Here is a 24,934-nt window from a genome sequence, read left to right on the forward strand (position 1 = left end):
CATGTCCCACAGCGTCATTTCCGTTCCTTCCGCGGCCCCGCTGCGCGAACTGCTGGCCCGCCGCCGGCCCGGCTTCAGCCTGGAGGCGCCGTTCTACCATTCGCCGCAGGTGTTCGAAGCCGACCTCGAATACATCTTCCGCCGTCACTGGATTTACGTCGGCGTCAGCGCGGAAATACCGGAGCCGGGCGACTACCTGACCGTGGAACTGGGCCGCGACCCCATCCTGATCCTGCGCGACGACGACATGGCCGTCCGGGCCTTTCACAATGTCTGCCGCCACCGCGGCTCGCGGCTGTGCGCCGGGCGCCAGGGCTCGGTGGGCAATCTGGTCTGCCCCTATCATCAATGGACTTACGATCTGTCCGGCCGGCTGATCTTCGCCGACCACATGGCGGACGGTTTCGACCCCTCGCATCACAGCCTCAAGCCGGTGGCGCTGAAAAACCTGGAAGGGCTGCTGTTCATCTGTCTGGCCGAACAGCCGCCGGAGGACATCGACGAGATGATGGGCCGGATGGCGCCCTATCTCGCGCCGCACCACATCGACGACTGCAAGGTGGCGGCCCAGGTGGACATCGTCGAGGCCGGCAACTGGAAGCTGACGATGGAGAACAACCGCGAGTGCTATCACTGCACCAGCAACCATCCGGAGCTGACCGTCTCGCTGTACGCCTACAGCTACGGCTTCGCGCCCAGGGCGGAACAGGCGGCCGGGCTGGCCGATTACCAGCGCGTCGTCGCCGATAGCCACGCGCGCTGGGAGGCCGGCGGGCTGCCGTCGGCCGAAATCGACCGCCTGTCCGAGACGTCCGGCTATCGCGCCATGCGCATGCCGCTGGACCGCAAGGGCCAGTCCCAGACCGTGGACACCGGCGCGGCTTGCCGCAAGCTGCTGGGCGAGCTGCGCGACCCGGCGTCCGGCGGCCTGTCGTTCTGGACCCAGCCCAACTCCTGGCACCATTTCATGGCCGACCACATCGTTACTTTCGCCGCCTTGCCGCTGTCGGCGGAAAGCACGCTGGTGCGCACCAGCTGGCTGGTGCACAAGGACGCGGTCGAGGGCGTGGACTACGAGGTGGACAACCTCACCCGGGTGTGGCGGGCCACCAATCTGCAGGACCGCCGGCTGGTGGAGGAGTCGCAGCGCGGCGTCAACGGCTCCGCTTATCGCCCCGGGCCTTACTCGCCGTACACCGAGGCGCTGGTGGAAAAATTCACCGACTGGTATGTGCAGCGGCTGGGCCATGGCCTGGAGCGAGGATAACGTGAGCACGGACAATGTGCAGCCGGCCGGCCGGCCGGATTATCGGCCAATGCCCGCCGACCCGCCGCTGTGGCGGGCCGGCGAAGACAGCGCGCTCGTCTGCGTGCAGGCGCGGGAAGAAACCCATGACGTGAAAACCTTCGTGTTCCGCGCCGAGCCGCCGCGTCGTTTCCACTACCAGCCCGGCCAGTTCCTCACGCTGGAGCTGGACATCGCCGGCGTCGCGGTCAACCGTTGCTATACGCTGTCGTCCACGCCCACCCGGCCGGACCGGGTGTCCATCACCGTCAAGCGCATTCCCGGCGGCGTCGTCTCCGGCTGGCTGCACGAGCATTTGCGGCCGGGGATGACGCTGCGGGCGCTGGGGCCTGCCGGCGAATTCAGCTATGCGCGCCACGCCGGCGCGCCGTATCTTTTTTTGTCCGCCGGCAGCGGCATCACCCCGCTGATGTCGATGAGCCGGGCGTTGACCGATCTGGCCGCTGACGCCGACATCCTGTTCGTGCACAGCGCCCGCTCGCCGCGCGACATCGTGTTCCGCAAGGAGCTGAGCCTGCTGGCCAGCGCCCACCCCGGCTTCCGCCAGGCGGTGATTTGCGAGCACAGGACGGGCGAGCCGGACTGGGCCGGCCTGATCGGCCGGCTGGACCGGGCGCTGATCGAACGCCTGGCGCCGGACCTGCACGCGCGCCAGGTGTTTTGCTGCGGCCCCGCGCCCTATATGGCCGCGGTGCGCGAGCTGCTGCGCCAGTGCGGTTTCGATATGGCCCGCTATCACGAGGAAAGCTTCAGCTTCGCCGAACTCGGCGCCGCGCAGCCGGACCAGCCGGCGCGGACCCCGCCGGCCGGAGCCGAGGGCGGCTTCAAGGTGCGTTTCGCCAAAATGGGGGACGAGCTGGCGGTGGCGCCGGGGCAGACGGTGTTGGCGGCGGCGCTGGCCCAGGGCATGCGGCTGCCGTCCTCCTGCACCCGCGGCGTGTGTGGCAGCTGCAAGACCCGCCTGCTGGAGGGGCGGGTGGATATGCGGCATCAGGGCGGCATCCGGCCGCGCGAAGTGGAGCAGGGCTATTTCCTGCCTTGCTGCAGCTTGCCGTTGAGCGATTTGGTGATCGACCGCTAGGCCCTGAGAACCTGTTTACGATCTGCTGCGCGTCGGCGATACGGCGTTAAAAACAAACTCAAAATGCTCATGTACCGTATGTACACTCCGCTTTTTCGCTTGTTTTCGCCTTGTCTCGCCTTAGCTCGCGAGATCGTAAACAGGCTCTGAGAAGCCGTTGACGATCTGCTGCGCGTCGTGGAGCCTGGCGCGGAGAGTCAGGCTTCGAAACGCTATCTGCCACGACTACGTTTCGCCTCCTCCGCGGTTTTCATCTGACTCCGCTCCCGCTCGCGAGACTTTGGCGAGGCGTAGAGAACGCGTTCGCCGCCGCTCCGCTTCCACGCCTGCCCGCTCCGGCCGCGGCAGGCGTTTGCTTTTTGCGCAGCGGGCGGCGGATTGCGGTTTTTTTACGACACTGTCGGCCGCCGCAAGGACCGCGGCGGCGATGAAAGCGGGCGATGAGGCCCGCAGCGGCTGGTTTTGCGCGCGGATGTCGGATTCAGACGGCTTGTTGTCGGAATACCGTTATTTGGCGCAGCCCTTACTTCCTATCGTGAACCTTGATTTACATTAAACATTCGTCGCTTTATCCACCGTCGCCGCGTCAGCGGCCGCGCCGAAGGAGACAGGGATGCAGTCGGGCAAGATCGAGGTCAGGAATCTCTACAAGGTATTCGGCGGCAAGACGGCGGAAGTGATGCGCCTGCTGCGGGCCGGGGAACGCAAGGACGAAGTGTTCCGGCGCACCGGGGCGGTGGTGGGCGTCAACGACGTGTCCTTCTCGGTGCAGGCCGGCGAAATCTTCGTGCTGATGGGCTTGTCCGGCTCCGGCAAATCCACGCTGATCCGCCTGATCAACCGTCTGCTGGAGCCCAGCGCCGGCCAGATCCTGCTGGACGGCCAGGACCTGACCCGGCTGACGCCCAGGCAACTGGTGGCGCTGCGCCGCCGCGACATGAGCATGGTGTTCCAGAGCTTTGCGCTGATGCCGCACCGGACGGTGCTGGACAACGCCGCCTTCGGCCTGGAAATCGCCGGCGTCGCGCGCAAGGCGCGCGAGGCGCGGGCGCTGGAAGTGCTGGAGCAAGTGGGGCTGGCGCCGTTTGCCGGCAAACACCCGCACGAACTCTCCGGCGGCATGCAGCAGCGCGTGGGCCTGGTGCGCGCGCTGGCGGTCAACCCCTCGCTGATGCTGATGGACGAGGCCTTCTCGGCGCTGGACCCGCTCAAGCGTGCCGAGATGCAGGACCTGCTGCTGCAATTGCAGCGCGAGCAGCGCCGCACCATCGTCTTCGTTTCCCATGATCTGGAAGAGGCGCTGCGCATAGGCAGCCGCATCGCCATCATGGAGGGCGGCCGGCTGGTGCAAGTGGGCAGCCCGCGCGAAATCATCGAACGTCCTGCCGACGATTACGTGCGCGACTTCTTCAAGAGCGTGGACACCTCGCGCTATCTGCAGGCCAAGGACCTGATCGAGGCCGCGTCGCCGTCGCGCGTCGACGGCGCGCCGCACGTGGCGCCGTCCTGTAGCCTGTCCGACGTGTTGCAGCGGCTATTGGGCCAGACCGAGCCCTTGCTGGTGCGCGACGACGACGGCCGCTGTCTGGGGGTGATCACGCCCAGCAGCGTGCTCAACAAGCTATCCCAGCACCGCCTGAGCGCGGCCGCCCATCACTGAACCCAAGGGGCGCCGCGGCCACGGAGGCGGAACGGCCTTCGCGGTTCCGGGCGCGTCCGGCGAGACGAGGAACACGCCGCATGGCTGAGATCAGTCCCCAGACTCCGCTGCCGATAGGCAGCTGGGTCAACCAGATCATCCACTTTCTGCTGGAAAACAACGCCGGCGCCTTCGACGCCATCGGCGGCGGCATCGACTGGTTCGCCACCCAGGTGGAGGCGCTGTTGCTGGGCGTGCCGCCGCTGGCGCTGGCCGGCCTGTTCGCCGGCGTCGGCCTGTGGCGGCTGGGCTGGAAGTTCGCCGTCTTCGTCTGCGCCGCGCTGGGCCTGATCTGGGCCACCGGCTTCTGGAGCCAGACCGTCTCCACGCTGGCGCTGACCTTGTCCGCCACCTGCGTCAGCCTGCTGCTTGGGGTGCCGGTGGGCATCTGCTGCGCGCGCCGGCGGCTGGTCAACGCCTTGGTGCGTCCGGCGCTGGACTTCATGCAGACCATGCCGGCTTTCGTTTATCTGATTCCCGCGGCAATGTTCTTCGGACTGGGGCGGGTGCCGGGCATTCTGGCCACCGTGGTGTTCGCGGTGCCGCCGGCGGTGCGGCTGACCAGCCTGGGCATTCGCCAAGTGAACAAGGAACAGGTGGAGGCCGGCAACGCGTTTGGCTGCACCTCCTGGCAGCTGCTGTTCAAGGTGCAGCTGCCCATCGCGCTGCCGTCCATCATGGCGGGCGTCAACCAGACCATCATGATGGCGCTGTCCATGGTGATCATCGCGTCCATGGTGGGCGCCGGCGGCCTGGGCAACGATGTCTTGGCCAGCATCCAGCGGCTGGACGTGGGCCTGGGCTTCGAGAGCGGGCTGGCGGTGGTGCTGCTGGCCATCATCCTGGACCGGATCACCGAAAGCTTCGGCCGCGCGCCGGCGGCGGGCGCCGAGGCCGACGGCTGAGAGCCTGTTCGCCAGTTCGCGAGCGGAGAGAGCGAGAGACAAGAACCGCCGAGAAAGCGGCTTCGATCAAGTGGCGCATGAGCAGTTCCGAAGGCGTACTCACCGTATAAGGTGCACTCACCGTATCAGGCTCCACCGCGCGCGGCAGGCCGCGAGCAGCTTGGGAGCCGGCAACACTCCTTGCAACGCACACCCTGGAGGTCGTGATGGGACCGCAACAGATCGCCTCGTTGTCGCATATCGCCTTTTTGCTGCTCGATCAATTCTCCATGATCGCGTTCTCCAACGCGGTGGAGCCGCTGCGCATGGCCAACTACCTGTCGCGCAAGAAATTGTACCGCTGGAGCCTGCTGTCGGCGGATGGCGAGCCGGTCAGCGCCAGCAACGGCCTGAGCCTGTCGCCGGTGGCGGTGCCGGGCAGCCCGCAGCAGTACGATATGCTCATCGTCTGCGGCGGTTGCCAGGTGCGCGATGCGGCCACCGACAAGGTGCAGTCGCTGATCCGCCGCTTCGCCGCCCAGGGCGTGCCCTTGGGCGCCATCTGCACCGGCACCTTCGCGCTGGCCCGGGCCGGGGTGTTGAACGGCTATCGTTGCGCCATCCACTGGGAAAACCTGCTGTCCATCAGCGAGGAGTTTCCCCGCACCCAGTTCACCTCGGACCTGTTCGTGCTGGACCGGGACCGCTTCACCTGTAGCGGCGGCACCGCGCCGCTGGACTTCATGTGCCACCTGATCCGCCACAAGGGCGGCAAGAGCCTGGCGGCCGATGTCTCGGTGCAATTCATCGTGGACCGGCTGCGCGACGACGGCGACCGTCAGCACATCCCGCTGCTGGCGCGCATCGGCACCGGACACGAGGCCTTGCTGGACGCCGCGCTGTCGATGGAGAGCAATATCGAGAACCCGCGCTCGCTGGAACATCTGGCGGCGGAGCTGGGCGTGTCGCTGCGCCATCTGGAGCGGCTGTTCAAGCGCTATCTGAGCACCACGCCGGCGCAATACTATCTGGACCTCCGCCTGCGCCGGGCGCGCGAGCTGCTGCTGCAAACCAATATGAGCGTGATGGAAGTCACCGTGGCCTGCGGTTTTCTGTCCTCCTCGCATTTTTCCAAGTCCTACCGCGGGCTGTTCGGCTACCCGCCCAGCCGCGAGCGACAGCAATATCTGGTGGCGGCGGGCGCGATCGCCTGAGGCCTGGTCTACGGTCGGCCGCATCGCGGCGCGGCAGCGGCCGCCGCGCGGATTTTCGCCATCTTCGCTGCCGGGGAGTGAATGCATGAATAGAATCAAAGCCATGTCCGCGGCGCTGCTGCTGGCCATCGCCGGCAGCGCGGCGGCACAGGAGCCTGCCGCCTGCCGCAATGTGCGTTTCGTCGACGTGGGCTGGACCGACATCGCCGCCACCACCGGGCTGGCCAGCGTGGTGCTGGAGGCCTTGGGCTATCGCCCGGTCACCACCATCGCCTCGGTGCCCATCGCGTTTTCCGGCCTCAAGAGCAAGCAGATCGACGTCTTCCTGGGGTATTGGAACCCGTCGATGACGCCGCTGATCGAGCCCTTCCTCAAGGCGGGCCAGGTCAAGGTGCTGGCCGAGCCCAATCTGACCGGGGCCAAGTACACGCTGGCGGTGCCGGACTACGTCGCCGCCGCCGGCCTGCGCGATTTCAAGGACATCGCCCGCTTCAAGGCGCAGCTGGACGGCAAGATCTACGGCATCGAAGCCGGCAACGACGGCAACCGGCTGATAGACGGCATGATCCGCGCGCGGCAGTACGGGCTGGGCGGCTTCAGGCTGGTGGAATCCAGCGAGGCCGGCATGCTGGCCGAACTGGAACGCGCGGTGCGTCAGAAAAAGTGGATGGTGTTCCTGGCTTGGGAGCCGCATCCGATGAACGTCAGGCACAAGCTGCGCTATCTGTCCGGCGGCGACGCGGTGTTCGGTCCCCATTTCGGCGCGGCGAAGGTGTTTACCGCGGTGCCGCCGGATTACGAGGCGCGCTGTCCCAATGTCGGCCGGCTGTTGCGCAATCTGCGCTTCAGCACCGATATGGAGAACCGGGTGATGGGGCCGATCATGGACAAGATCAGGCCGGAGACCGCGGCGCGGGATTACCTGAAAAAGAATCCGGCCGCGCTGGCCGGCTGGCTGGCAGGGGTCAACACTTTCGACGGCCGGCCGGGGCTGAGCGTCGTCGGTGAGGCGCTGGCGCGCTGAGAAGCTGTTTACGATCGGCTGCGCGTTGGCGATGCGGCGTTGCGAACGGCTGCGGCTTTGCTCATTTGCCGCTTGTAAACGCCGCTTGCTCAGCGGCTCTCGCCTGGTCTCGCCCTTGCTCGCGGGACTTTGAACCGGTCCCGAGCCGGCATGGCGCGTTTGATCGCAAAGGGGTCGCTTTGACTCAAGGCCGGCATCGGTTTCTTTCCTAGCATCGGGAACAGATGCCGCTGGTAATCCGCCGGCGCGGCAGCGAGGAGACAGTGATGACAGGCAATCGCGGAGTGGTGTACCTGGCGCCGGGCCAGGTGGAAGTGCGGCCGATTCCCTTTCCGGAACTGGCGTCCCCGGCCGGGCGGAAGCTCGGCCACGGCGTCATTCTCAAGGTGCTGAGCACCAATATCTGCGGCTCGGACCAGCATATGGTGCGCGGCCGCACCACGGCGCCGTCCGGCCTGGTGCTGGGGCATGAAATCACCGGCGAGGTGATCGAGGCGGGTGGCGACGTGGAAACGCTGCGCATCGGCGACCTGGTGTCGGTGCCGTTCAACGTGGCCTGCGGCCGCTGCCGCTGCTGCAAGGAGCAGCACACCGGGGTGTGCCTGTCGGTGAATCCGGCGCGGGCCGGCGGCGCTTACGGCTACGTCGACATGGGCGGCTGGGTGGGCGGCCAGGCGGAATACGTGATGGTGCCCTACGCCGACTTCAATCTGCTGAAGTTTCCGGACCGGGACCAGGCGTTGGCCAAGATCCGAGACCTGACCTGCCTGTCCGACATCCTGCCCACCGGCTATCACGGCGCGGTGTCGGCCGGCGTTGGGCCGGGCAGCACGGTCTACGTGGCCGGCGCCGGCCCGGTGGGCTTGGCGGCGGCGGCTTCCGCGCGCCTGCTGGGCGCGGCGGTGGTCATCGTCGGCGACGTCAACCCGGCGCGGCTGGCCCACGCCCGCGCCGTCGGTTTTGAAACCGCGGATCTGTCGCTGGACGCGTCGCTGGGCGAGCAGATCGCCGCCATCCTGGGCGCGCCGGAAGTGGATTGCGCGATCGACGCCGTCGGTTTCGAGGCGCGCGGCCATGGCCACGCCGGTTCGCGGCAGGAGGCTCCGGCCACCGTGCTCAACGCCTTGATGGAAGTGACGCGCGAGGCCGGCCGCATCGGCATACCCGGCCTCTACGTCACCGACGACCCCGGCGCCGCGGACGAGGCGGCCAAGCAGGGCAGCCTGTCGGTGCGCTTTGGCCTGGGCTGGGCCAAGTCGCACAGCTTCTTCACCGGCCAGACTCCGGTGATGAAGTACAACCGCGCGCTGATGCAGGCGATTCTGTGGGACCGCATTCCCATCGCCGAAGTGGTGGGCGTGGAGGTCATCAGCCTGGACAACGCGCCCAGGGGCTACGCAGAGTTCGACGGCGGCGCGCCGAAGAAATTCGTCATCGATCCGCATGGGCAGCTGCGTTAGCCTGCTTTGTTGGCTGGGGATGGGCGGCCTGGTCCTGGACGCGCAGGCCTGGGACCTGTCCGCGACCAGCCCGCTGCCCGGCGGCATCGCGCCCGGGCAGCGCATTGTGGCGCCCAGGGCGAGCCTGGGTCCTGGGCTGCCGGCAACGCCCTTGACGAGCGACGTCTCTCCGCCGGAGGACGAAGCCGCGCTGGTCTCCGAGGCCTACCGGAGCCGCCTCTTGAATCCCGAGGCGATTCGGGCGCATGCTGAATCCCGGCTCAGCGACCTCAGCGCCAGCGAGTTGAGCGCTTACCGCCTCGAGGGCATCGTGCCGCAGGGACCGAAGCGGCGCGGGCCCTGGAGCAGCTTCGACTGGGTGTTCACCCGGCCCGACGGCGTGTTGCTGGTGTTGAGCGAATGGGATTTCGTCGCCGACGGCGGCGGCGTGCTGGCGCTGCGGGAAGACATGAACATGAGCGTGCGGGGTCATCCGGCCCGCTTTCAGCTCCGGAGCACGCCCTCAGGCAAGCGGGTGTCCGAGCTGAGCTGGGCCAGCCGGCAAAAGCTTTACAGCCTCAAAGTATGGGACGAGGTCGGCCCCGATGCGCGGCAAACCTATAATTCGGCTTGGCTGCTGCGTCTGGCCGAGCAGATCAGGTAAGCGAAGCAGGGGGCCTGTTTGCACTCACTGGGAATCGCCATGCCCTTGACTACAGAACAACAGTCGCGCATCGCCGCGCTGGTATCGGATCACCAAGCGCAGCCGGGCGGTTTGCTGCCCTTGCTGCACGCCGTGCAGGACGAGTTGGGCCATGTGCCGGACGCGGCGACGCCGGATATCGCCCGCGCCTTTCGCCTGAGCCAGGCGGAGGTGCGCGGCGTGCTCAGCTTCTACCACGATTTCCGCGGCGAGCCGCCGGCGCGCCACGAGCTGCGGCTATGCCGGGCGGAGGCCTGTCAGAGCATGGGCTCGGAGGCGCTGGCGCAAAGGCTGCGCGCGCGCACCGGCCTGGACGACGCCGGCCGCAGCGCCGACGGCGGCCTGGAACTGCGGCCGGTGTACTGTTTGGGCGCCTGCGCCTGCGCGCCGGCCTTGTTGCTGGACGGCGAATTGCACGCGCGCGTCGACGCCGCCGCGTTGGACGCCTTGCTGGCCGGCTGTCTGGAGGAGGGCGGCGCATGCTGAGCTTCCATCTACCCTGTGATTCCGCGGCGCGGGCGGTGGGCGCGGACCTGAGCGCGCAGGCGCTGGCCGACGCCGCGGTGCGACGCGGCCTGGGAGTGGAGATCCGGCGCAATAGTTCGCGCGGCCTGTACTGGCTGGAACCCTTGCTGGAACTGGACACGCCGCAAGGCCGCGTCGGCTTCGGCCCGCTGACGGCGGAACAGGCGGACAGCGTGCTGGGCGCCGTGCTGGGCGCGGACGGCCAGCACCCGCTGGCGCTGGGCCTGCTGGAGAGCCTGCCCTACCTTGCCGGCCAGCAGCGGCTGTTGTTCGCGCGCGCCGGGCTGACCCGGCCGCTGTCGCTGGACGATTATCTGGACCACGGCGGCTATCGCGGCCTGGCCCACGCGCTGGAGCTGGGCGAAGAGGGCGCGCTGGACTGCGTGCTGGAGTCCGGCCTGCGCGGCCGCGGCGGCGCGGCCTTTCCCGCCGGTCTCAAATGGCGCACTGTCCGCGAGGCGGCGGCGGACCGCAAATACGTGGTATGCAACGCCGACGAAGGCGATTCCGGCAGTTTCGCCGACCGCATGCTGATGGAGGGCGACCCCTTCCTGCTGATCGAGGGCATTACCATCGCGGCGCTGGCGGTGGGCGCGAGCCGCGGCTACATCTATGTCCGCTCCGAATACGCGGCGGCGGCGGCGACGCTGGAACAGGCGCTGGCGATCGCCCGCCAGCGCGGCTACCTGGGCCCCGATCTGCGGGGCAGCGGCCGCGAGCTGGAGCTGGAAGTCCGCCTGGGCGCGGGCGCGTATATCTGCGGCGAAGAAACGTCCATGCTGGAGTCGCTGGAGGGCCGGCGCGGCGAAGTCAGGGCCAAGCCGCCGCTGCCCGCGGTCAGCGGCCTGTTCGGCCGTCCCACCCTGGTGCACAACGTGCTGACGCTGGCCTCGGTGCCGACCATCCTGGCCCGCGGCGCGCCGTTTTATCGAGACTTTGGCGTCGGCCGCTCGCGCGGCACCATGGCGTTTCAGCTGGCCGGCAATGTGCGGCGCGGCGGCCTGGTGGAGCGCGGCTTCGGCCTGAGCCTGCGCGAGTTGATCGAGGACTACGGCGGCGGCTGCGCCAGCGGCCGGCCGGTCAAGGCGGCGCAGGTGGGCGGGCCGCTGGGCGCCTGGCTGAGGCCGGAACAGTTCGACACCGCGCTGGACTACGAGGCCTTCGCCGCCGTCGGCGCCATGCTGGGCCACGGCGGGGTGGTGGTGTGCGACGACAGCGTCGACATGGCGCGCATGGCGCGTTTCGCCATGCGGTTTTGCGCTGAGGAGTCCTGCGGCAAATGCACGCCCTGTCGCATCGGCTCCACCCGCGGCGTCGAGGTGATAGACCGGCTGCTGGCGGCCGGCGACGCGGCGGAGCGAGGGCGGCAGTGGTCCTTGCTGCGCGATTTGTGCGAGACCATGCGGCACGGTTCGCTGTGCGCGCTGGGCGGTTTGACGCCCTTGCCGGTGCTGAGCGCGGCGCGGGGCTTTCCCGCGGATTTCGGCCTGGACCCGGCCATCGTCGAGGAGGAGGCGCCATGAGCTGCCAGTTTGACCCCACGCTTGTTCCGACGGAGGACCTGGGCACGCCGGCGCGAGAGGGCGCGCCGGTGAGCCTGAGCATAGACGGCGTCGACATCACCGTGCCGGCCGGCACCTCGGTGCTGCGGGCCGCCGCGCTGCAGGGCGCGCGCCTGCCCAGGCTGTGCGCCACCGACAGCCTGGAGCCGTTCGGTTCCTGTCGCATGTGCCTGGTGGAGATAGAAGGCCAGCGCGGCTATCCGGCCGCCTGCACCACGCCGGTGAGCGCGGGCATGACGGTGCGCACCCAGAGCGAGGCGCTGGCCAGGCTGCGGCGCGGGGTGATGGAGTTGTACGTGTCCGATCACCCCTTGGATTGCCTGGGCTGCGCCGCCAACGGCGCTTGCGAACTGCAGACCGTGGCCGGCCAGGTGGGGCTGCGCGAAGTGCGTTACGGCCTGGCCGGCGCCAACCACCTGGCCGAGGCCAAGGACGAGTCCAACCCTTATTTCGATTACGATCCGGCCAAGTGCATCGTCTGCAACCGCTGCGTGCGCGCCTGCGAGGAAACCCAGGGCACTTTCGCTTTGAGCATCGTCGGCCGCGGCTTCGGTTCCCGCGTCCGCGCCGTCGGCGGCGAGGACTTCCTCGGCTCGGAGTGCGTGTCCTGCGGCGCCTGCGTGCAAGCCTGCCCCACCGCCACGCTGGTGGAGAAAAGCGTGCTTGCGCAGGGGCAGCCGGAGCGCAGCGTGGCGACCACCTGCGCCTATTGCGGCGTGGGCTGCGGCTTCCGCGCCGAACTCAAGGGCGAGCGGGTGGTGAGGATGACGCCGGACCGGGACGGCCGCGCCAATCACGGCCATTCCTGCGTCAAGGGCCGCTTCGCCTGGGGCTACGCCACCCACCCGGACCGCATCGTCAAACCCATGCTGCGCGCCGGCATCCACGAACCCTGGCGGGAAGTGAGCTGGGAGCAGGCGCTGGAGCATGTGGCCAGCGAGTTCCGCCGGCTGCAATCGCGCTACGGTCGCGAGGCCATCGGCGGCATCAGCTCCAGCCGCTGCACCAACGAGGAAACCTATCTGGTGCAGAAGCTGGTGCGCGCCGCCTTCGGCAACAACAATATCGACACCTGCGCCCGCGTCTGCCATTCGCCCACCGGCTACGGCCTCAAGCAGACGCTGGGCGAATCCGCCGGCACCCAGGATTTCGATTCGGCGCTGAGCGCGGACGTGATCCTGGTGATAGGCGCCAATCCCAGCGACGCCCACCCGGTGTTCGGCTCGCTGTTGCGGCGGCGGCTGCGCGAGGGCGCGCGGCTGATCGTCGTCGACCCGCGCCGCATTGATCTGGCGGATTCGCCGCACGCGGCGCCGGCGCTGCACCTGGCGCTGCGGCCCGGCAGCAATGTGGCGGTGCTCAACGCGCTGGCCCACGTAGTGGTGAGCGAGGGGCTGCTGGATCAGGACTTCATCGACCGGCGCTGCGAGGCCGAGGCCTTCCGGCGTTGGCGCGATTTCGTCGCCGAGCCGGACAACGCGCCGGAGCGCGTCGCCGAAGTCTGCGGCGTGCCGGCGGCGCTGATCCGCGAGGCGGCGCGGCTGTACGCCGGCGGCGGCAACGCCGCCATCTACTACGGCCTGGGCGTCACCGAGCACAGCCAGGGCAGCACCGCGGTGATGGCCATCGCCAACCTGGCCATGGCCACCGGCAACCTCGGCCGCGCCGGCGTCGGCGTCAACCCGCTGCGCGGCCAGAACAATGTGCAAGGCTCCTGCGACATGGGCTCCTTCCCGCACGAGCTGCCCGGCTACCGTCATGTGTCCGACGACGGCGTGCGCGCGCGCTTCGAGGAGGACTGGGGCGTCTCGCTGCAGCCGGAGCCGGGGCTGCGGATTCCCAATATGCTGGACGCGGCGCTGGACGGCGGTTTCAAGGGCCTGTACTGCCAGGGCGAGGACATCGCGCAGAGCGATCCCAACACCCAGCACGTGGCCGCCGCGCTGACGGCGATGGAGTGCGTGGTGGTGCAGGATCTGTTCCTGAACGAAACCGCCAAGTACGCCCACGTCTTCCTGCCGGGCAGCTCCTTCCTGGAAAAGGACGGCACCTTCACCAATGCCGAGCGGCGCATCTCGCGGGTGCGTCGGGCGATGCGCCCCCTGGCCGGCAAGGCGGACTGGGAGGTGACCGCGGCGCTGGCGGCGGCGCTGGGCTATCCGATGGCTTATGCGCACCCGTCCGAGATCATGGACGAGATCGCGCGGCTGACGCCCAGCTTCGCCGGAGTCAGCTACGACAAACTGGACCGGCTGGGCAGCCTGCAATGGCCGTGCAACGAGGCGGCGCCCGAGGGCACGCCGGTGATGCACGTCGACAGTTTTTCCCGCGGGCTGGGGCGCTTCGTGCTCACCCGCTACGTGCCCACGACAGAGCGGGCCGGCAAGCGTTTTCCCTTGCTGCTGACCACCGGGCGGATTCTCAGCCAGTACAATGTCGGCGCGCAGACGCGACGCACCGATAACCGGGTCTGGCACGCCGAGGACAGGCTGGAAATCCATCCGACCGACGCCGAGGACCGCGGCATCGTCGACGGCGACTGGGTGGCGGTGCGCAGCCGCGCCGGCGACACCGCCTTGCGCGCCAAGGTGACGGAGCGGGTGGCGCCGGGCGTGGTGTACACCACTTTCCACCATCCAGAGTCCGGCGCCAATGTGGTGACCACCGACAACTCGGACTGGGCCACCAACTGCCCGGAATACAAGGTCACCGCGGTGGAGGTGAACAAGACCGCGCGGCCGTCGGACTGGCAGCGCCGCTTCCATGGTTTCGGCGACGAGCAGCAAAAGCTGCTGGCCGCCGCCAGGCGGGCGGGGAGCGAGGCGGAATGAGGCCGCAGCCGCTGGTGAAGATGGCCAACGAAATCGCGCGCTTCTTCGAGAACGCGCAGGGCGACGACGCGGCGGCCGAAGTCGCCCAGCATCTGCGGCGCTTCTGGACGCCGGCGATGCGGGAAGGCCTGCTGGCGCATTGGCGGAGCGCCGGCGCGGCGAGCGGCCTGGCTCCGCTGGCGGCGCGGGCCTTGGCGTGTCTGGAGGACTCGCCAGGCAAGGCGGCGCGATAAGTCGTGGTTTGTTAGGCTTGGCGCCAGCCTGTCTGCTGGGCTGCGCGAACGACAAAGAAAACAAGGCGGCGCAGGCCGCGGATTGCCGTGGCGTCAGCGCCATCGGCGCGGGGACGGACCGTAACCGGCGGCCGCCGGTTGCGGGCATTCGCAATCGGGGCCCGCGTGGCCCCGACCGTGCAGGAGCAAGCGTCATGGCGACCACCCTGATCAAGATCGATCTCGATCAATCCCCGTACGACAATCCGCAGATTCACAACCGCTGGCATCCGGACATTCCGATGGCGTGCTGGGTGCGGCCCGGCGACGATTTCGTGCTGGAGTGCTACGACTGGACCGGAGGCTATGTGCGCAACGACGATTGCGCCGACGACATCCGCGACCTGGACCTGAGCACCGTGCATTTCCTGTCCGGCCCGGTGGGCGTGTCCGGCGCGCAGCCCGGCGACCTGCTGGTGGTGGATTTGCTGGACATCGGCGCCTTGCCGGAACGGCAATGGGGCTTCAACGGCATTTTTTCGCGCAGCAACGGCGGCGGTTTCCTCAGCGAGCACTTTCAGCACGCGCAAAAGACGGTATGGGATTTCCAGGGGCTTTACGCCCGCAGCCGCCACATTCCCGGCGTGCGTTTCGCCGGCTTGATCCATCCCGGGCTGATCGGCTGCTTGCCTAGCCGACCGCTGCTGCGGGAATGGAACCGGCGCGAGGCCGAGCTGCTGCGCGACAATCCGCGCGCGGTGGCCCACCTGCCTTTCGCCTCCAGCGCCCATCTGGGGCAATTGGCCGGCGCGGCGGCGCGGGAGGCGGCGGAAGAAGCCGCGCGCACGGTGCCGCCGCGCGAGCATGGCGGCAACTGCGACATCAAGGATCTGTCGCGCGGCGCCCGCGTGTTCCTGCCGGTCTACGTCGACGGCGCCGGCCTGTCGGTGGGCGATCTGCATTTCAGCCAGGGCGACGGGGAAATCACCTTCTGCGGCGCCATCGAGATGGCCGGCTGGGCCCATCTGAAGGTGGACCTGATCAAGGGCGGCGTGGCGGCCTACGGCATTCGCAACCCGGTGTTCCAGCCCAGCCCGTTGACGCCGCGGCAAGGCGACTACCTGATTTTCGAGGGGGTGTCGGTGGACGAGCATGGCGGCCAGCATTATCTGGACGTGCAAGTGGCTTATCGCCAGGCCTGTCTGAACGCCATCGAGTATCTGGGCAAGTTCGGCTATTCGCGCGCCCAGGCCTACAGCATTCTCGGCTGCGCGCCGGTGCAGGGGCATATCAGCGGGGTGGTGGACGTGCCCAATGCCTGCGCCACCTTGTGGTTGCCGACGGACATCTTCGATTTCGACATCCGGCCGCAGGCCGGCGGGCCGCAACGGCGGCCGTTGGACGGCGTGCCGTTGCCGCTGTCTTATGACCGGAACTGAGGACGCCGCGATGCCAAGCTATGAATACCGTTGTCCGGTTTGCGGTCCTTTCGTGCTGCTGCGCGCGGTGGCGGCACGCGCCGAGCCGGCGGTTTGTCCCGGCTGCGGCCAGCCCAGCCTGGAGCGCCTGCTGTCGGCGCCTGCGCTGAGCTTGCCGGGCGCGGCCAGCCGGGCCGCGGCGCGCAATGAGCGGGCCTGTCATCATCCTGGCTGCGCGGCGTCCGCCGGGGAGCGCCCGTCCGGAGGGGCGGCCGTCGGGAGACGGCCGTGGATGCTGGGTTGAGCATCGGTTCAAACGCTTTAGCTCGCGAGACTTCGAGCAGGCCTTAAGAACGTGTTTACGATCTCGCGAGCAAGAGCGAGATAAGGCGTTGCGGCTGAGAAAGCGGAATGTACGAGTGGTGCATGAGCATTTCGAAGTGTCACGTCTTACGACGCGCGGCAGATCGTAAACAGGTTCTAAGGCGCGACCTGATAAACCGGGTGGTCCGGCGGAATCAGCTCGTTGGCGAGGAAGTCGATGAAGGCGCGCACCGCCGGCAGCAGGCCGCGGCGGGTGGGGAAGGCGGCGTGCAGGATGCCCCAGGGTATGTCGTAGTCCGGCAGCAGCCGCACCAGTTGGCCTGTCTGCAGCGCCTCGTGACAGACCAACTCCGGCAGCGCGGCCACGCCCAGGCCGGCGATGGCGGCGTCGCGCAGGACGATCAGGTCGTCGGTCATCAGCCTCGGGCTGTCTATCTGTACTGTGTAGGCGTGGCCGGCCTGGTCCAGCAAGGCCCATTGGCCGCGGCCGTCGGGGCGGCTCATGGTCAGCGCCGGCCAGCCGGCCATGTCGGCCGGATGTCTGGGAGCCGGGCGCTCGGCCAGCAAGGCCGGGCTGGCCACCAGCGAGGTCTGGGCGGTGGCCAGCCGGCGCACCACCAGATTGGCGCTGTCTTCTATCACGTTGCGCACGCGAATGGCGACGTCCACGCCTTCTTCTATCAAGTCCACCCGTCGGTTGCTGGAGTCCAGCTGCACCCGCAGCAGCGGGTGGCGGGCCATGAAGCGGGGCAGCGCCGGGGCCAGCAGGGTTTTGGACAGCAGCTCCGGGCAGCTGACCTTGATCAGGCCGCGCGGCTCGGCGCTGCTGCGGGCGATGGCTTCGTCGGCGGCCTCGGCCTCTTCCAGCATCGCCTGGCAGTGCTGGTAATACTGTTGGCCGATTTCGGTCAGCGACAGGCGGCGGGTGGTTCTTTGCAGCAGCCGCACGCCCAGCCGCTGCTCCAGCTCCGCCACGCGGCGGGACAGCCGGGATTTGGGGATGCCCAGCACGCGGCCGGCGGCCATGAAGCCGCCGTGCTCAACCACTTTGGCGAAGTAGAGCAGATCGTTCAGGTCCTGCATGATTGTCTCGCTGATGGAACAATGTTTCCGATTTTTGCAGTCTAGTGCGGATTGGTTCGGAAAACTATCATGCAATCACTTTCTCTACCAAGACACGAAGGACCCGACCATGAAACTGTTGCATCTCGACTCCAGCATCCTCGCCGCCAACTCGGTATCCCGCCAACTGACCGCCGTGGTCGCCGACACTCTGCGCCAGCGCCACGCCAATGTGGAAACCTCCTACCGCGACCTGGCCAGCCAGCCCATCGCCCATCTGTCCGGCGAAATCATCGGCGCCAATTTCACCGCCGAAGCGGATTGGACCGCCGCCCAGCGCAGCGAAGCCGCGCTGAGCAATGAGCTGATCGAAGAATTCCTGGCCGCTGACGTGGTGGTGATCGGCGCGCCGATGTACAACTTCTCCATCCCGTCGCAGCTGAAAGCTTGGGTGGACCGCGTGGCCGCCTCCGGCCGCACTTTCAAGTACACCGAGAACGGCCCGGTGGGCCTGGCCGGCGGCAAGAAGGTGATCGTGGTGTCCTCGCGCGGCGGCGTTTACAGTACCGAGCAAGGCCAACTGATGGATTTCCAGGAAGACTACCTGAAGACGGTGATGGGCTTCCTGGGTGTAAACGACGTGGCCTTTGTCCGCGCCGAGGCGGTGAACATGGGCGAAGACAAGCGCGCCACCGCTATCCACGCGGCCAAGGACGCCATCGCCAAGCTGGCGCTGTAATTCTCCTGCCGCAAACGAAGACAGCCGGCCCTTGATGGGCCGGCTGTTTTGCGTCCGGTGCGAGTGGAGAATCTGCTCAATGCCTTTGTCGGGTTATTCCGCGGACGCGTAACCGGTTCTTTAGGGGAGTTTGCAGCTGTCCGATAGCTTGTCCAGGCCCTGCTGCTCATGGCGGAAACTGGCTTTGGGCGGATTGTGGCCGTAGTCGAGGGTAACGACGTAGAGGCTGTCGAAGTCGTTCTTGTCCCATTTGGGCACTTTGTCCGCCGCGCCCTTGTCGCCGTAGTCCTGCAGCAGGTTGACGGCGAGTTCGCGCAACAGTTTGTGTTCCCAAGCGATATAGACGACTTTGCCGTGCTGCAGAGGGTTGACCAGCTGCTGTTGCAAGGCGGCGATGGCTTCCATGTCGAAGTTGCTGTTCACCGGCAGGCCCAGCGAGATGGCGGTGGGTTCGATGGTGGCCAGCGGCCGGATGTAGTTGAAAGTTCCGGCGGGGTCCCGGGTCTGGCTGGCGGTGGAGGGCGCGAAGATTTGGTCGGCCCGGCCGTATTTTTTGGGCAGCAGCTTGGCCAGTTCCAGAGAGCGGTTGAAGCCTTTGCAGTTGAGCTGGCCGTAGCCGCCCTCGGGCTTTTCTCCATGACGCAGCATGACGAGCGTTTGGGTCTGAGGTGCCGGGGCGGCGTGCAGCAGGGGGCTGGCCAGCATGGCCAGCAGCAGGCTGAGACGGGAAAGTTTCATCGCGGGGTCCGTTGGGTCGAAACCCACTCAGTGTCCCGCAGCGGACGGCGGAGGCGCAAGCTGGGACAAGGATCAGGGCTGCAGTTGCAGTTGGGCCACGCTGTCCGCGCTCAGGTATTTGCCGAAGATCTTGCGCAGGGAGCCGTCCTTGACCATTTGCTGCAGTTGGGCCTGCCATTGTTCAGCCTGTTGTTGGCTGAAGGCGTTGTGCGCCAGCATTAGGCCACCGGCGATGCGTTCCGAGCTGGGGAATAGGTCCAGCACCGTCACCTGTCCGGCCAGGGCCGGGGAGTTGAGCCAGCTGTCGTAGCTGAAAGGGTGGGCGAAGGCGGCGGTGACGATGCGTTGGGACAGCATGGCGTAGAGGTCGCGTTCGTCGTTGGCCATCACCACCTTGCCGCGTTTGGCCAGTTGTTCGATGAAGGCGTCCTGTTCTTGGCTGTGGCGGTAGCCGCGGATCACTCCCCATTTCACTGCAGGCTCGGCCAGCAGTTGATCAAGCGTGCGCGAGCCGATCTGCTTGGACAGCAAGATCATGTTCTTGCTGTAGAAGTAGGGGTAGATCCAGGCGTATTTCCGGCGATCCGATGTGGGAACGGTGGAGGTGCCCAGATTCAATTGGCCGTGCTCCAGCATTTTCAGCACGCGGATGCGCGGATAGACGTCTTCCTGGGCGATTTTGCAGCCCAAGCGGCGCGCCAGCTCGTGCACTAGGTCCACGTCGTAGCCGTGGCCGTTCTCGTAGGCGCTGCCGATCAGGTAATAACCCACTTTCAGGCCGTCCGCCGGGCAGGGCGAATCGCCCAGCGCCGCCGCCGAGGCCAGCGCGCCGCCAAGCAGCGCCGCCCAGTGTGCTTTCATGCCGTTCTCCCGTACGCGTTCCGTTTAGCTATAGCCGGATTCGACGGGTCTTGCCGCGTGAGAGTGATTGTTATTCAAGCATGCCGCGCACGCTGTCTTCGCTCAGGTATTTGCGCAGAATGCGTTGCAGGCTGCCGTCCGCGCGCATTTTTTCCAGCTCCGCCCGCCAGAGGCGCATCTGGGGCTCGCTGAAGCCGCGGTGGGACAGCACCAGGCCGTTCTCCAGGCTGCTGTCGCCGAAGGGGTCCATGACTTTGACTTGCAGCCGGGCGCGTGGCTGGCTGCTGACCCAGTGGTCGTAGACCTGGGGTTGGGAGAAGGCGGCGGAGATGGAGCCGCTGCGCAGCATGTCCAGCAGGTCTTCTTCGTTGGCGGCGCAGATCAGCTTGTCGCGCTTGGCCATCTGCTGCAGGAAATAGTCCTGCAGCGGGCTGTTGCGGTAGCCGATGACGGCGCCCCATTTCAGCTTGGGGTCGTTCAGCCATTGTTCCGGCGTCTTGCCCTGCACCGCCGGACTGAGCAGGGTCATATTGCGGTCGCGGGTATAGGGCAGCACCCAGGCGTAGCGCAGCCGCTTTTGCAGGGGGATGGTGGAGGTGGCCAGATTGAGCTTGCCGTGCTGCACCAGCAGCAGCACGCGCAAGCGCGGATATTCGCGCTCCTCGCGGATCTTGCAGCCCAAGCGGCGCGCCAGCTCGTGGACCAGGTCCACGTCGTAGCCCTTGCCGTTTTCATAGGCGGTGGCCGTTGGGTAGTATCCAACCTTCAGCCCTTCCGCCGGGCAGGCGGGCGGCGCGGAAGCGGCATGCGCGGCGGCGGCGCAAAGGCAGAGGAGGGCGGTCAGGTACTTGCTCATGGCGCATCCTTGCCGAGGGTGGATGAAAACAAGACAGGCTGCCGGAGGGGCAGCCTGTCGGCGGCGCTGTACGCGCGGTTTACAGCTTGATCAGCGTGCTCTTCAGCTCAGTGTATTTTTCCAGCGCGTGCAGCGATTTGTCGCGGCCGTTGCCGGATTGCTTGAAGCCGCCGAAGGGGAAGTTCATGTCCCCGCCTTCATCATAGCAATTCACCCACACCGTGCCGGCGCGCAGGCGGCGCGCCACCTGGTGAGCGGTGCTGACGTTGGAGGTCCACACCGCGGCCGCCAGGCCGTATTCGGTGTCGTTGGCGATGCGGATGGCGTCTTCCACGTCGTCGAAGGTGATCACCGACAGCACCGGGCCGAAGATTTCCTCGCGGCAGATGGTCAGGTCGGCGCTGGGGCAGTCAAACGCCGTCGGTTCGATGAACAGGCCGGTGTCGGCGTGGGCCGGCTTGCCGCCGAACAGCTTCTTCGCGCCTTCGCTGTCGCCCTTGCCGATGTAGGACAGCACCTTGTCGTACTGGATGCGGTCCACGATGGCGCCCATATTGGTGGCCGGGTCCAGCGGATCTTGCGGGTAATAGCGGGCGGCCGCCGCTTCCAGCTCCTGCAGGAAGCGGGCCTTGATGTCGCGGTGGACCAGCACGCGGGAGCCGGCGGTGCAGACTTCGCCCATATTGTAGAAGATGCCGCCGGCGGCGGCGCGCGCCGCCTGGGCGATGTCCGGGCAATCCGGCAGAATGATGTTGGGCGATTTGCCGCCCAGCTCCAGCCAGACGCGCTTGAGGTTGGATTGCGCGGCGTAGCCGGCGATCAATTTGCCCACGCCGGTGGAGCCGGTGAAGGCGACGCAGTCCACATCCATGTGCAGCGCCAGCAGCTTGCCCACGTCGCCTGCGCCGGGCAGCACCTGAAACACGCCGCTGGGGATGCCGGCTTCTTTGGCCAGCGCCGCCAGGCGGATGGCGGTGAGCGGGGATTTTTCCGAAGGCTTGATGATCACTGGGTTGCCGGCGGCCAGCGCCGGACCAAACTTCCAGCTGGCCATCATGATGGGATAGTTCCACGGTACGATGGCGGCCACCACGCCGATGGCTTCGCGGGTGACCAGGCCCACTACCTTGGGGTCAACCGGCGCCACTTCGCCGCCAATCTTGTCGATGGCTTCGGCGAACCATTCCACGCAGTAGGCGCTGCCGGGCAGGTCCACGCTGAGGGTGTCGCTGATGGGCTTGCCCACATCCAGGGTTTCCAGCAGCGCCAGCTCATCGCCATGCTCGTGGATCAGCGCGGCGAAGCGCTTGAGGATGCGGCCGCGCTCGCGCGGCGGCAGGCCGGACCAGGCGCCGGAGTCGAAGGCTTGGCGGGCGGCGCGCACCGCGCGCTCCACGTCGGCTTCGCCGCACCAGGCCACGTCGGCCAGCTTCTCGCCGTTGGCGGGGTTGTTGCAGGCAAAGCTTTTGCCGTCTTGCGCCGCGCAGTACTCGCCGGCGATGAAGGCGCGCCCTTCGATCTTCAGTTGAGCGGCGAATTGCTTCCATTCGGCATGCGTTCTAGCCATTTACTCTCTCCTTTGATTGATCCTGCGCCGTTCGTTGGCGGCGCCGGTATCGCTTGACGCGGGTTTGACTGCGTTGTCGTCTGTCGTGGGCTTGGAGCCGGCGCGGCGGGCAAAGCTCCCCGGCCTGGCCTTATGGCCTGCTGGTCGCCGGATGCGGTCTTGCCGGCGCTTCTTGTTCTCAATGATGCTCAGAATGTGGGCGGCGAACTGGCGCTGACCACTTCGCAGGTTTCAGCCCCGGTATTGCGAAAGCGATGCGGCAGCCGGCTGTCGAAGTAATACGCGTCGCCCGGTCCCAGGATGCGGCTCTCGTTGTTCACGGTCACTTCTATACTGCCTTTGATGATGACGCCGCCCTCTTGGCCTTCGTGCGTCAACATGTCCGGCCCGGTGTCTGCGCCGGTTTCGTAGACTTCGCGCAGGATGGCGATGTCGCGCTTGTCGTGGGCGGTGCCCACCAGCAGCAGCTGGATCTGTTCATTGCCCAGATTGGGTAATTCGTGGGCTTGGTAGAACACTCGGGCTTGTTCCGGGTCGGAATCGAAGGTGAAAAAATCCGCCAGCGTCATCGGCAGGCCTTCCAGCACTTTTTTCAGCGAGCTGATCGAAGGGCTGACCCGATTTTGCTCTATCAGCGAAATGGTGCCGTTGGTGACTCCGGCTCGTTTGGCCAGCTCCCGCTGAGACAGCCCGAAACGATCCCTGACCATGCGTAATCTCGCGCCAACGTCCATGGATTCCTGCTCCGTCAGTATGTTAATAATTTTAGACGCTTTATGATAATTATTTTGTACGGACTCTGCACTACTTGCTGCGACGCAAAATCGAATATCTTTGCATCGTTGGGGGTTTATAGTCAGAATCAGAAACAAGGGGCAAGCGTGTTGTGAATTTTCTTAAACGCTTGCGCGGCACTTCCGCAACAAATCTAAGTGAGGAGAGCGACATGCTGATCGGTGTTCCCAAGGAGATCAAGAACCACGAGTATCGTGTTGGCCTAACCCCGTCTGGAGTCCGGGAGTTAGTCGCCAACGGTCACAAGGTTTTGGTCCAGACCCAGGCCGGCCTCGCCATCGGATTCACCGATGAACAGTATATCCAGGCCGGCGCTTCCATTGCTTCCAGCGCCGAAGAAACCTTCGAACGCAGCGACATGATCGTCAAGGTGAAAGAGCCGCAGCCGGTGGAGTGCCGGATGCTGCGCCGGGATCAGATCCTGTTCACCTATCTGCATTTGGCGCCGGATCCGGAACAGACCAAATTATTGCTGGAATCGGATGCTATTGCCATTGCTTACGAAACCGTCACCGACGAACGCGGCGGCCTGCCGCTGCTGGCGCCGATGTCGGAAGTGGCCGGCCGCATGGCGATACAGGCTGGCGCTCACGCGCTGGAAAAAGCCCAGGGCGGCCGCGGCGTGCTGTTGGGCGGCGTGCCGGGCGTAGCCCCGGCGCGAGTGGTGGTAATAGGCGGCGGCGTGGTGGGTTTGAACGCCGCGCGCATGGCCATGGGCGCCGGCGCCGAGGTCACCATACTGGATAAATCGCTGCCGCGCTTGAAAGAAATCGACATGGTGTTCGGCGGCCGCATCAAGACGCTGGTGTCCAACTCCGCCAATATCGAAGACTGTCTGCGCGAGGCCGACCTGGTGATCGGCGCGGTGCTGATTCCGGGCGCGGCGGCGCCCAAGCTGGTGACGCGGCCGATGCTGAAGATCATGAAGCCCGGCGCGGTGCTGGTGGACGTGGCCATAGACCAGGGCGGTTGCTTTGAAACCAGCCGGCCCACCACGCACCAAGACCCCATTTATGTGGTGGACGGCATCGTCCATTACTGTGTAGCCAATATGCCCGGCGGCGTGGCGCGCACCTCCACTCAGGCGCTGACCAACGCCACGCTGCCGTACACGCTGGAACTGGCCAACAAGGGCTGGCGCCAAGCTTTGTTGGACAACGCTCATCTGCGCAACGGCCTCAACGTCTGTCGCGGCCGGCTCACTTACCAGGCGGTGGCTCAGGCGCTGGGTCACCCGTTCATCGACCCGATAGAAGCCATCAAGGCGGCTTCCTAACCCGTATCAAGGATTCGAAATGTTGCAAGCTATCATCGGCATACCCTGTGACATCAAGATGGTAGGCCCGTTGCCGTTCCACGCCGCAGGCGAAAAATACATCGCCGCTGCGGCCGGCGGCGCCGGCGGCGTGCCCGTGTTGCTGCCGGCGCTGGGCGACAAGACCGCGCTGAAGGACGTGCTGGAGCTGGTGGACGGCGTGCTGCTGCCAGGCTCGCTGTCCAATGTCGAACCGCACCGTTACGGCGGCGCGCCCAGCCGGCCCGGCACCATGCACGACCCGATGCGCGACGCCACCACCTTGCCATTGATCCAGCAGGTGCTGGAGCAAGGCATCCCTCTGCTGGGCATCTGCCGCGGCTTTCAGGAAATCAATGTGGCGATGGGCGGGGAACTGTACCAGCACGTGCAGGAAGAAGAGGGCAAGCGGGATCACCGCGAGCCGGACACGCCGGACGTGGATGCGATGTACGCCTTGTCCCACTCGGTGCGTTTCGCCGATGACGGCCTGCTGCGGCAATGGACCGGGCAGGGCTCCGCCATGGTCAATTCCCTGCACCAGCAGGGCATCAAGCGGCTGTCCGATCGCTTGATCTGCGAGGCGGTGGCCGACGACGGCCTGGTGGAGGCCTACCGCGTGCGCGACGCCAAGGGCTTCGCCTTCGCCGTGCAATGGCATCCGGAATGGAAGTACTGGGACAACCCGCTGTCCATGGCCATCTTCAAAGCATTTGGCGACGCCTGCCGCCAACGCCGCAACCAGCGGCAACGCGGGCCGCAATTAACCGAGACCTTGTGTCACCACTCGGAATAACACA

Annotated in this window: 23 protein-coding genes; 17 read left to right on the top strand and 6 right to left on the bottom strand. The window is 66.7% G+C overall.

Going from position 1 to position 24,934, the window contains the following annotated elements:
- Position 1 precedes the first annotated feature (1 nt).
- From MOV80_RS21395 to MOV80_RS21460, 14 genes are all read left to right on the top strand, one after another.
- Entirely contained in the window at positions 2 to 1,267 is a 1,266-nt protein-coding gene (locus MOV80_RS21395) for an aromatic ring-hydroxylating dioxygenase subunit alpha (protein WP_118267038.1), read from the top strand.
- A 1-nt stretch (position 1,268) separates the two neighbouring features.
- Positions 1,269 to 2,387 carry a hybrid-cluster NAD(P)-dependent oxidoreductase gene (locus tag MOV80_RS21400; protein WP_249605465.1) on the top strand — a complete coding sequence of 373 codons (1,119 nt, stop codon included), beginning with the start codon at positions 1,269 to 1,271 and terminating at the stop codon, positions 2,385 to 2,387.
- A gap of 613 nt (positions 2,388 to 3,000) precedes the next feature.
- Entirely contained in the window at positions 3,001 to 4,047 is a 1,047-nt protein-coding gene (locus tag MOV80_RS21405; RefSeq protein ID WP_118267040.1) for a glycine betaine/L-proline ABC transporter ATP-binding protein, read from the top strand.
- Between the two features lie 80 nt (positions 4,048 to 4,127).
- Positions 4,128 to 4,991 carry a proline/glycine betaine ABC transporter permease gene (locus MOV80_RS21410; RefSeq protein WP_048412299.1) on the top strand — a complete coding sequence of 288 codons (864 nt, stop codon included), beginning with the start codon at positions 4,128 to 4,130 and terminating at the stop codon, positions 4,989 to 4,991.
- Between the two features lie 206 nt (positions 4,992 to 5,197).
- Positions 5,198 to 6,184: a GlxA family transcriptional regulator gene (locus MOV80_RS21415; protein ID WP_048412300.1), complete on the top strand. Its 987-nt coding sequence runs from the start codon at positions 5,198 to 5,200 to the stop codon at positions 6,182 to 6,184.
- Between the two features lie 85 nt (positions 6,185 to 6,269).
- Positions 6,270 to 7,208 (top strand): choline ABC transporter substrate-binding protein, encoded by a 939-nt coding sequence (locus tag MOV80_RS21420; RefSeq protein WP_118267042.1) that lies wholly within the window; start codon positions 6,270 to 6,272, stop codon positions 7,206 to 7,208.
- A gap of 266 nt (positions 7,209 to 7,474) precedes the next feature.
- Positions 7,475 to 8,668: a formaldehyde dehydrogenase, glutathione-independent gene (gene fdhA, locus MOV80_RS21425; RefSeq protein WP_118267044.1), complete on the top strand. Its 1,194-nt coding sequence runs from the start codon at positions 7,475 to 7,477 to the stop codon at positions 8,666 to 8,668.
- A complete protein-coding gene (locus tag MOV80_RS21430; RefSeq protein ID WP_249605466.1) occupies positions 8,652 to 9,311 on the top strand; it encodes a hypothetical protein in 660 nt (219 codons plus the stop codon). The genes fdhA and MOV80_RS21430 overlap by 17 nt, the downstream gene beginning before the upstream one ends.
- A 39-nt stretch (positions 9,312 to 9,350) precedes the next feature.
- A complete protein-coding gene (locus tag MOV80_RS21435) occupies positions 9,351 to 9,836 on the top strand; it encodes a formate dehydrogenase subunit gamma (protein ID WP_048412304.1) in 486 nt (161 codons plus the stop codon).
- A complete protein-coding gene (locus MOV80_RS21440) occupies positions 9,830 to 11,398 on the top strand; it encodes a formate dehydrogenase beta subunit (protein ID WP_118267049.1) in 1,569 nt (522 codons plus the stop codon). Before MOV80_RS21435 ends, MOV80_RS21440 begins: the two co-directional genes overlap by 7 nt.
- Entirely contained in the window at positions 11,395 to 14,268 is a 2,874-nt protein-coding gene (gene fdhF, locus MOV80_RS21445; RefSeq protein ID WP_249605467.1) for a formate dehydrogenase subunit alpha, read from the top strand. The genes MOV80_RS21440 and fdhF overlap by 4 nt, the downstream gene beginning before the upstream one ends.
- Complete coding sequence (locus tag MOV80_RS21450; RefSeq protein WP_118267053.1) at positions 14,265 to 14,501, top strand: formate dehydrogenase subunit delta; 237 nt, start codon at positions 14,265 to 14,267, stop codon at positions 14,499 to 14,501. Before fdhF ends, MOV80_RS21450 begins: the two co-directional genes overlap by 4 nt.
- A gap of 194 nt (positions 14,502 to 14,695) precedes the next feature.
- Positions 14,696 to 15,919, top strand: a complete 1,224-nt coding sequence (fmdA, locus tag MOV80_RS21455; RefSeq protein ID WP_048412308.1) for a formamidase — start codon at positions 14,696 to 14,698, stop codon at positions 15,917 to 15,919.
- A gap of 10 nt (positions 15,920 to 15,929) precedes the next feature.
- The gene (locus MOV80_RS21460) at positions 15,930 to 16,202 is read left to right on the top strand and encodes a zinc ribbon domain-containing protein (RefSeq protein WP_162897026.1); all 273 of its coding nucleotides are present in this window, start codon (positions 15,930 to 15,932) and stop codon (positions 16,200 to 16,202) included.
- Positions 16,203 to 16,378: 176 nt separating this feature from the next.
- Here MOV80_RS21460 and MOV80_RS21465 read toward each other — a convergent pair whose 3' ends face one another.
- Complete coding sequence (locus MOV80_RS21465) at positions 16,379 to 17,305, bottom strand: LysR substrate-binding domain-containing protein (protein ID WP_118267057.1); 927 nt, start codon at positions 17,303 to 17,305, stop codon at positions 16,379 to 16,381.
- Positions 17,306 to 17,414: 109 nt separating this feature from the next.
- Between MOV80_RS21465 and MOV80_RS21470 the strand changes: the two genes are divergently transcribed.
- Positions 17,415 to 18,023 (top strand): FMN-dependent NADH-azoreductase, encoded by a 609-nt coding sequence (locus MOV80_RS21470; protein WP_107732031.1) that lies wholly within the window; start codon positions 17,415 to 17,417, stop codon positions 18,021 to 18,023.
- 120 nt (positions 18,024 to 18,143) lie between these two features.
- Here the strand turns inward: MOV80_RS21470 and MOV80_RS21475 are convergent, their stop codons facing one another.
- The 5 genes from MOV80_RS21475 to MOV80_RS21495 all read right to left on the bottom strand — a co-directional run bounded on the left by MOV80_RS21475 (position 18,144) and on the right by MOV80_RS21495 (position 22,779).
- Positions 18,144 to 18,761 (bottom strand): histidine phosphatase family protein, encoded by a 618-nt coding sequence (locus tag MOV80_RS21475; protein ID WP_019104427.1) that lies wholly within the window; start codon positions 18,759 to 18,761, stop codon positions 18,144 to 18,146.
- A gap of 72 nt (positions 18,762 to 18,833) precedes the next feature.
- Positions 18,834 to 19,622, bottom strand: coding sequence for a transporter substrate-binding domain-containing protein (locus MOV80_RS21480; RefSeq protein ID WP_249605468.1), 789 nt, complete (start codon positions 19,620 to 19,622; stop codon positions 18,834 to 18,836).
- A 70-nt stretch (positions 19,623 to 19,692) separates the two neighbouring features.
- Positions 19,693 to 20,478 carry a transporter substrate-binding domain-containing protein gene (locus MOV80_RS21485; RefSeq protein WP_249605469.1) on the bottom strand — a complete coding sequence of 262 codons (786 nt, stop codon included), beginning with the start codon at positions 20,476 to 20,478 and terminating at the stop codon, positions 19,693 to 19,695.
- Between the two features lie 79 nt (positions 20,479 to 20,557).
- Positions 20,558 to 22,045 (bottom strand): aldehyde dehydrogenase, encoded by a 1,488-nt coding sequence (locus MOV80_RS21490; RefSeq protein ID WP_249605470.1) that lies wholly within the window; start codon positions 22,043 to 22,045, stop codon positions 20,558 to 20,560.
- A 188-nt stretch (positions 22,046 to 22,233) separates the two neighbouring features.
- Positions 22,234 to 22,779, bottom strand: a complete 546-nt coding sequence (locus tag MOV80_RS21495) for a cupin domain-containing protein (protein ID WP_039756808.1) — start codon at positions 22,777 to 22,779, stop codon at positions 22,234 to 22,236.
- 212 nt (positions 22,780 to 22,991) lie between these two features.
- On the opposite strand from MOV80_RS21495, the gene ald reads away from it, so the two are divergent.
- Together ald and MOV80_RS21505 are read left to right on the top strand one after the other, a co-directional pair.
- Complete coding sequence (ald, locus tag MOV80_RS21500) at positions 22,992 to 24,116, top strand: alanine dehydrogenase (RefSeq protein WP_019104432.1); 1,125 nt, start codon at positions 22,992 to 22,994, stop codon at positions 24,114 to 24,116.
- Positions 24,117 to 24,135: 19 nt separating this feature from the next.
- A complete protein-coding gene (locus MOV80_RS21505; RefSeq protein WP_019104433.1) occupies positions 24,136 to 24,930 on the top strand; it encodes a gamma-glutamyl-gamma-aminobutyrate hydrolase family protein in 795 nt (264 codons plus the stop codon).
- Positions 24,931 to 24,934: the final 4 nt, after the last annotated feature.

Origin of the sequence: Chromobacterium sp. IRSSSOUMB001 (assembly GCF_023507765.1) — a bacterium.
GTDB classification, from domain to species: Bacteria; Pseudomonadota; Gammaproteobacteria; order Burkholderiales; family Chromobacteriaceae; genus Chromobacterium; species Chromobacterium haemolyticum.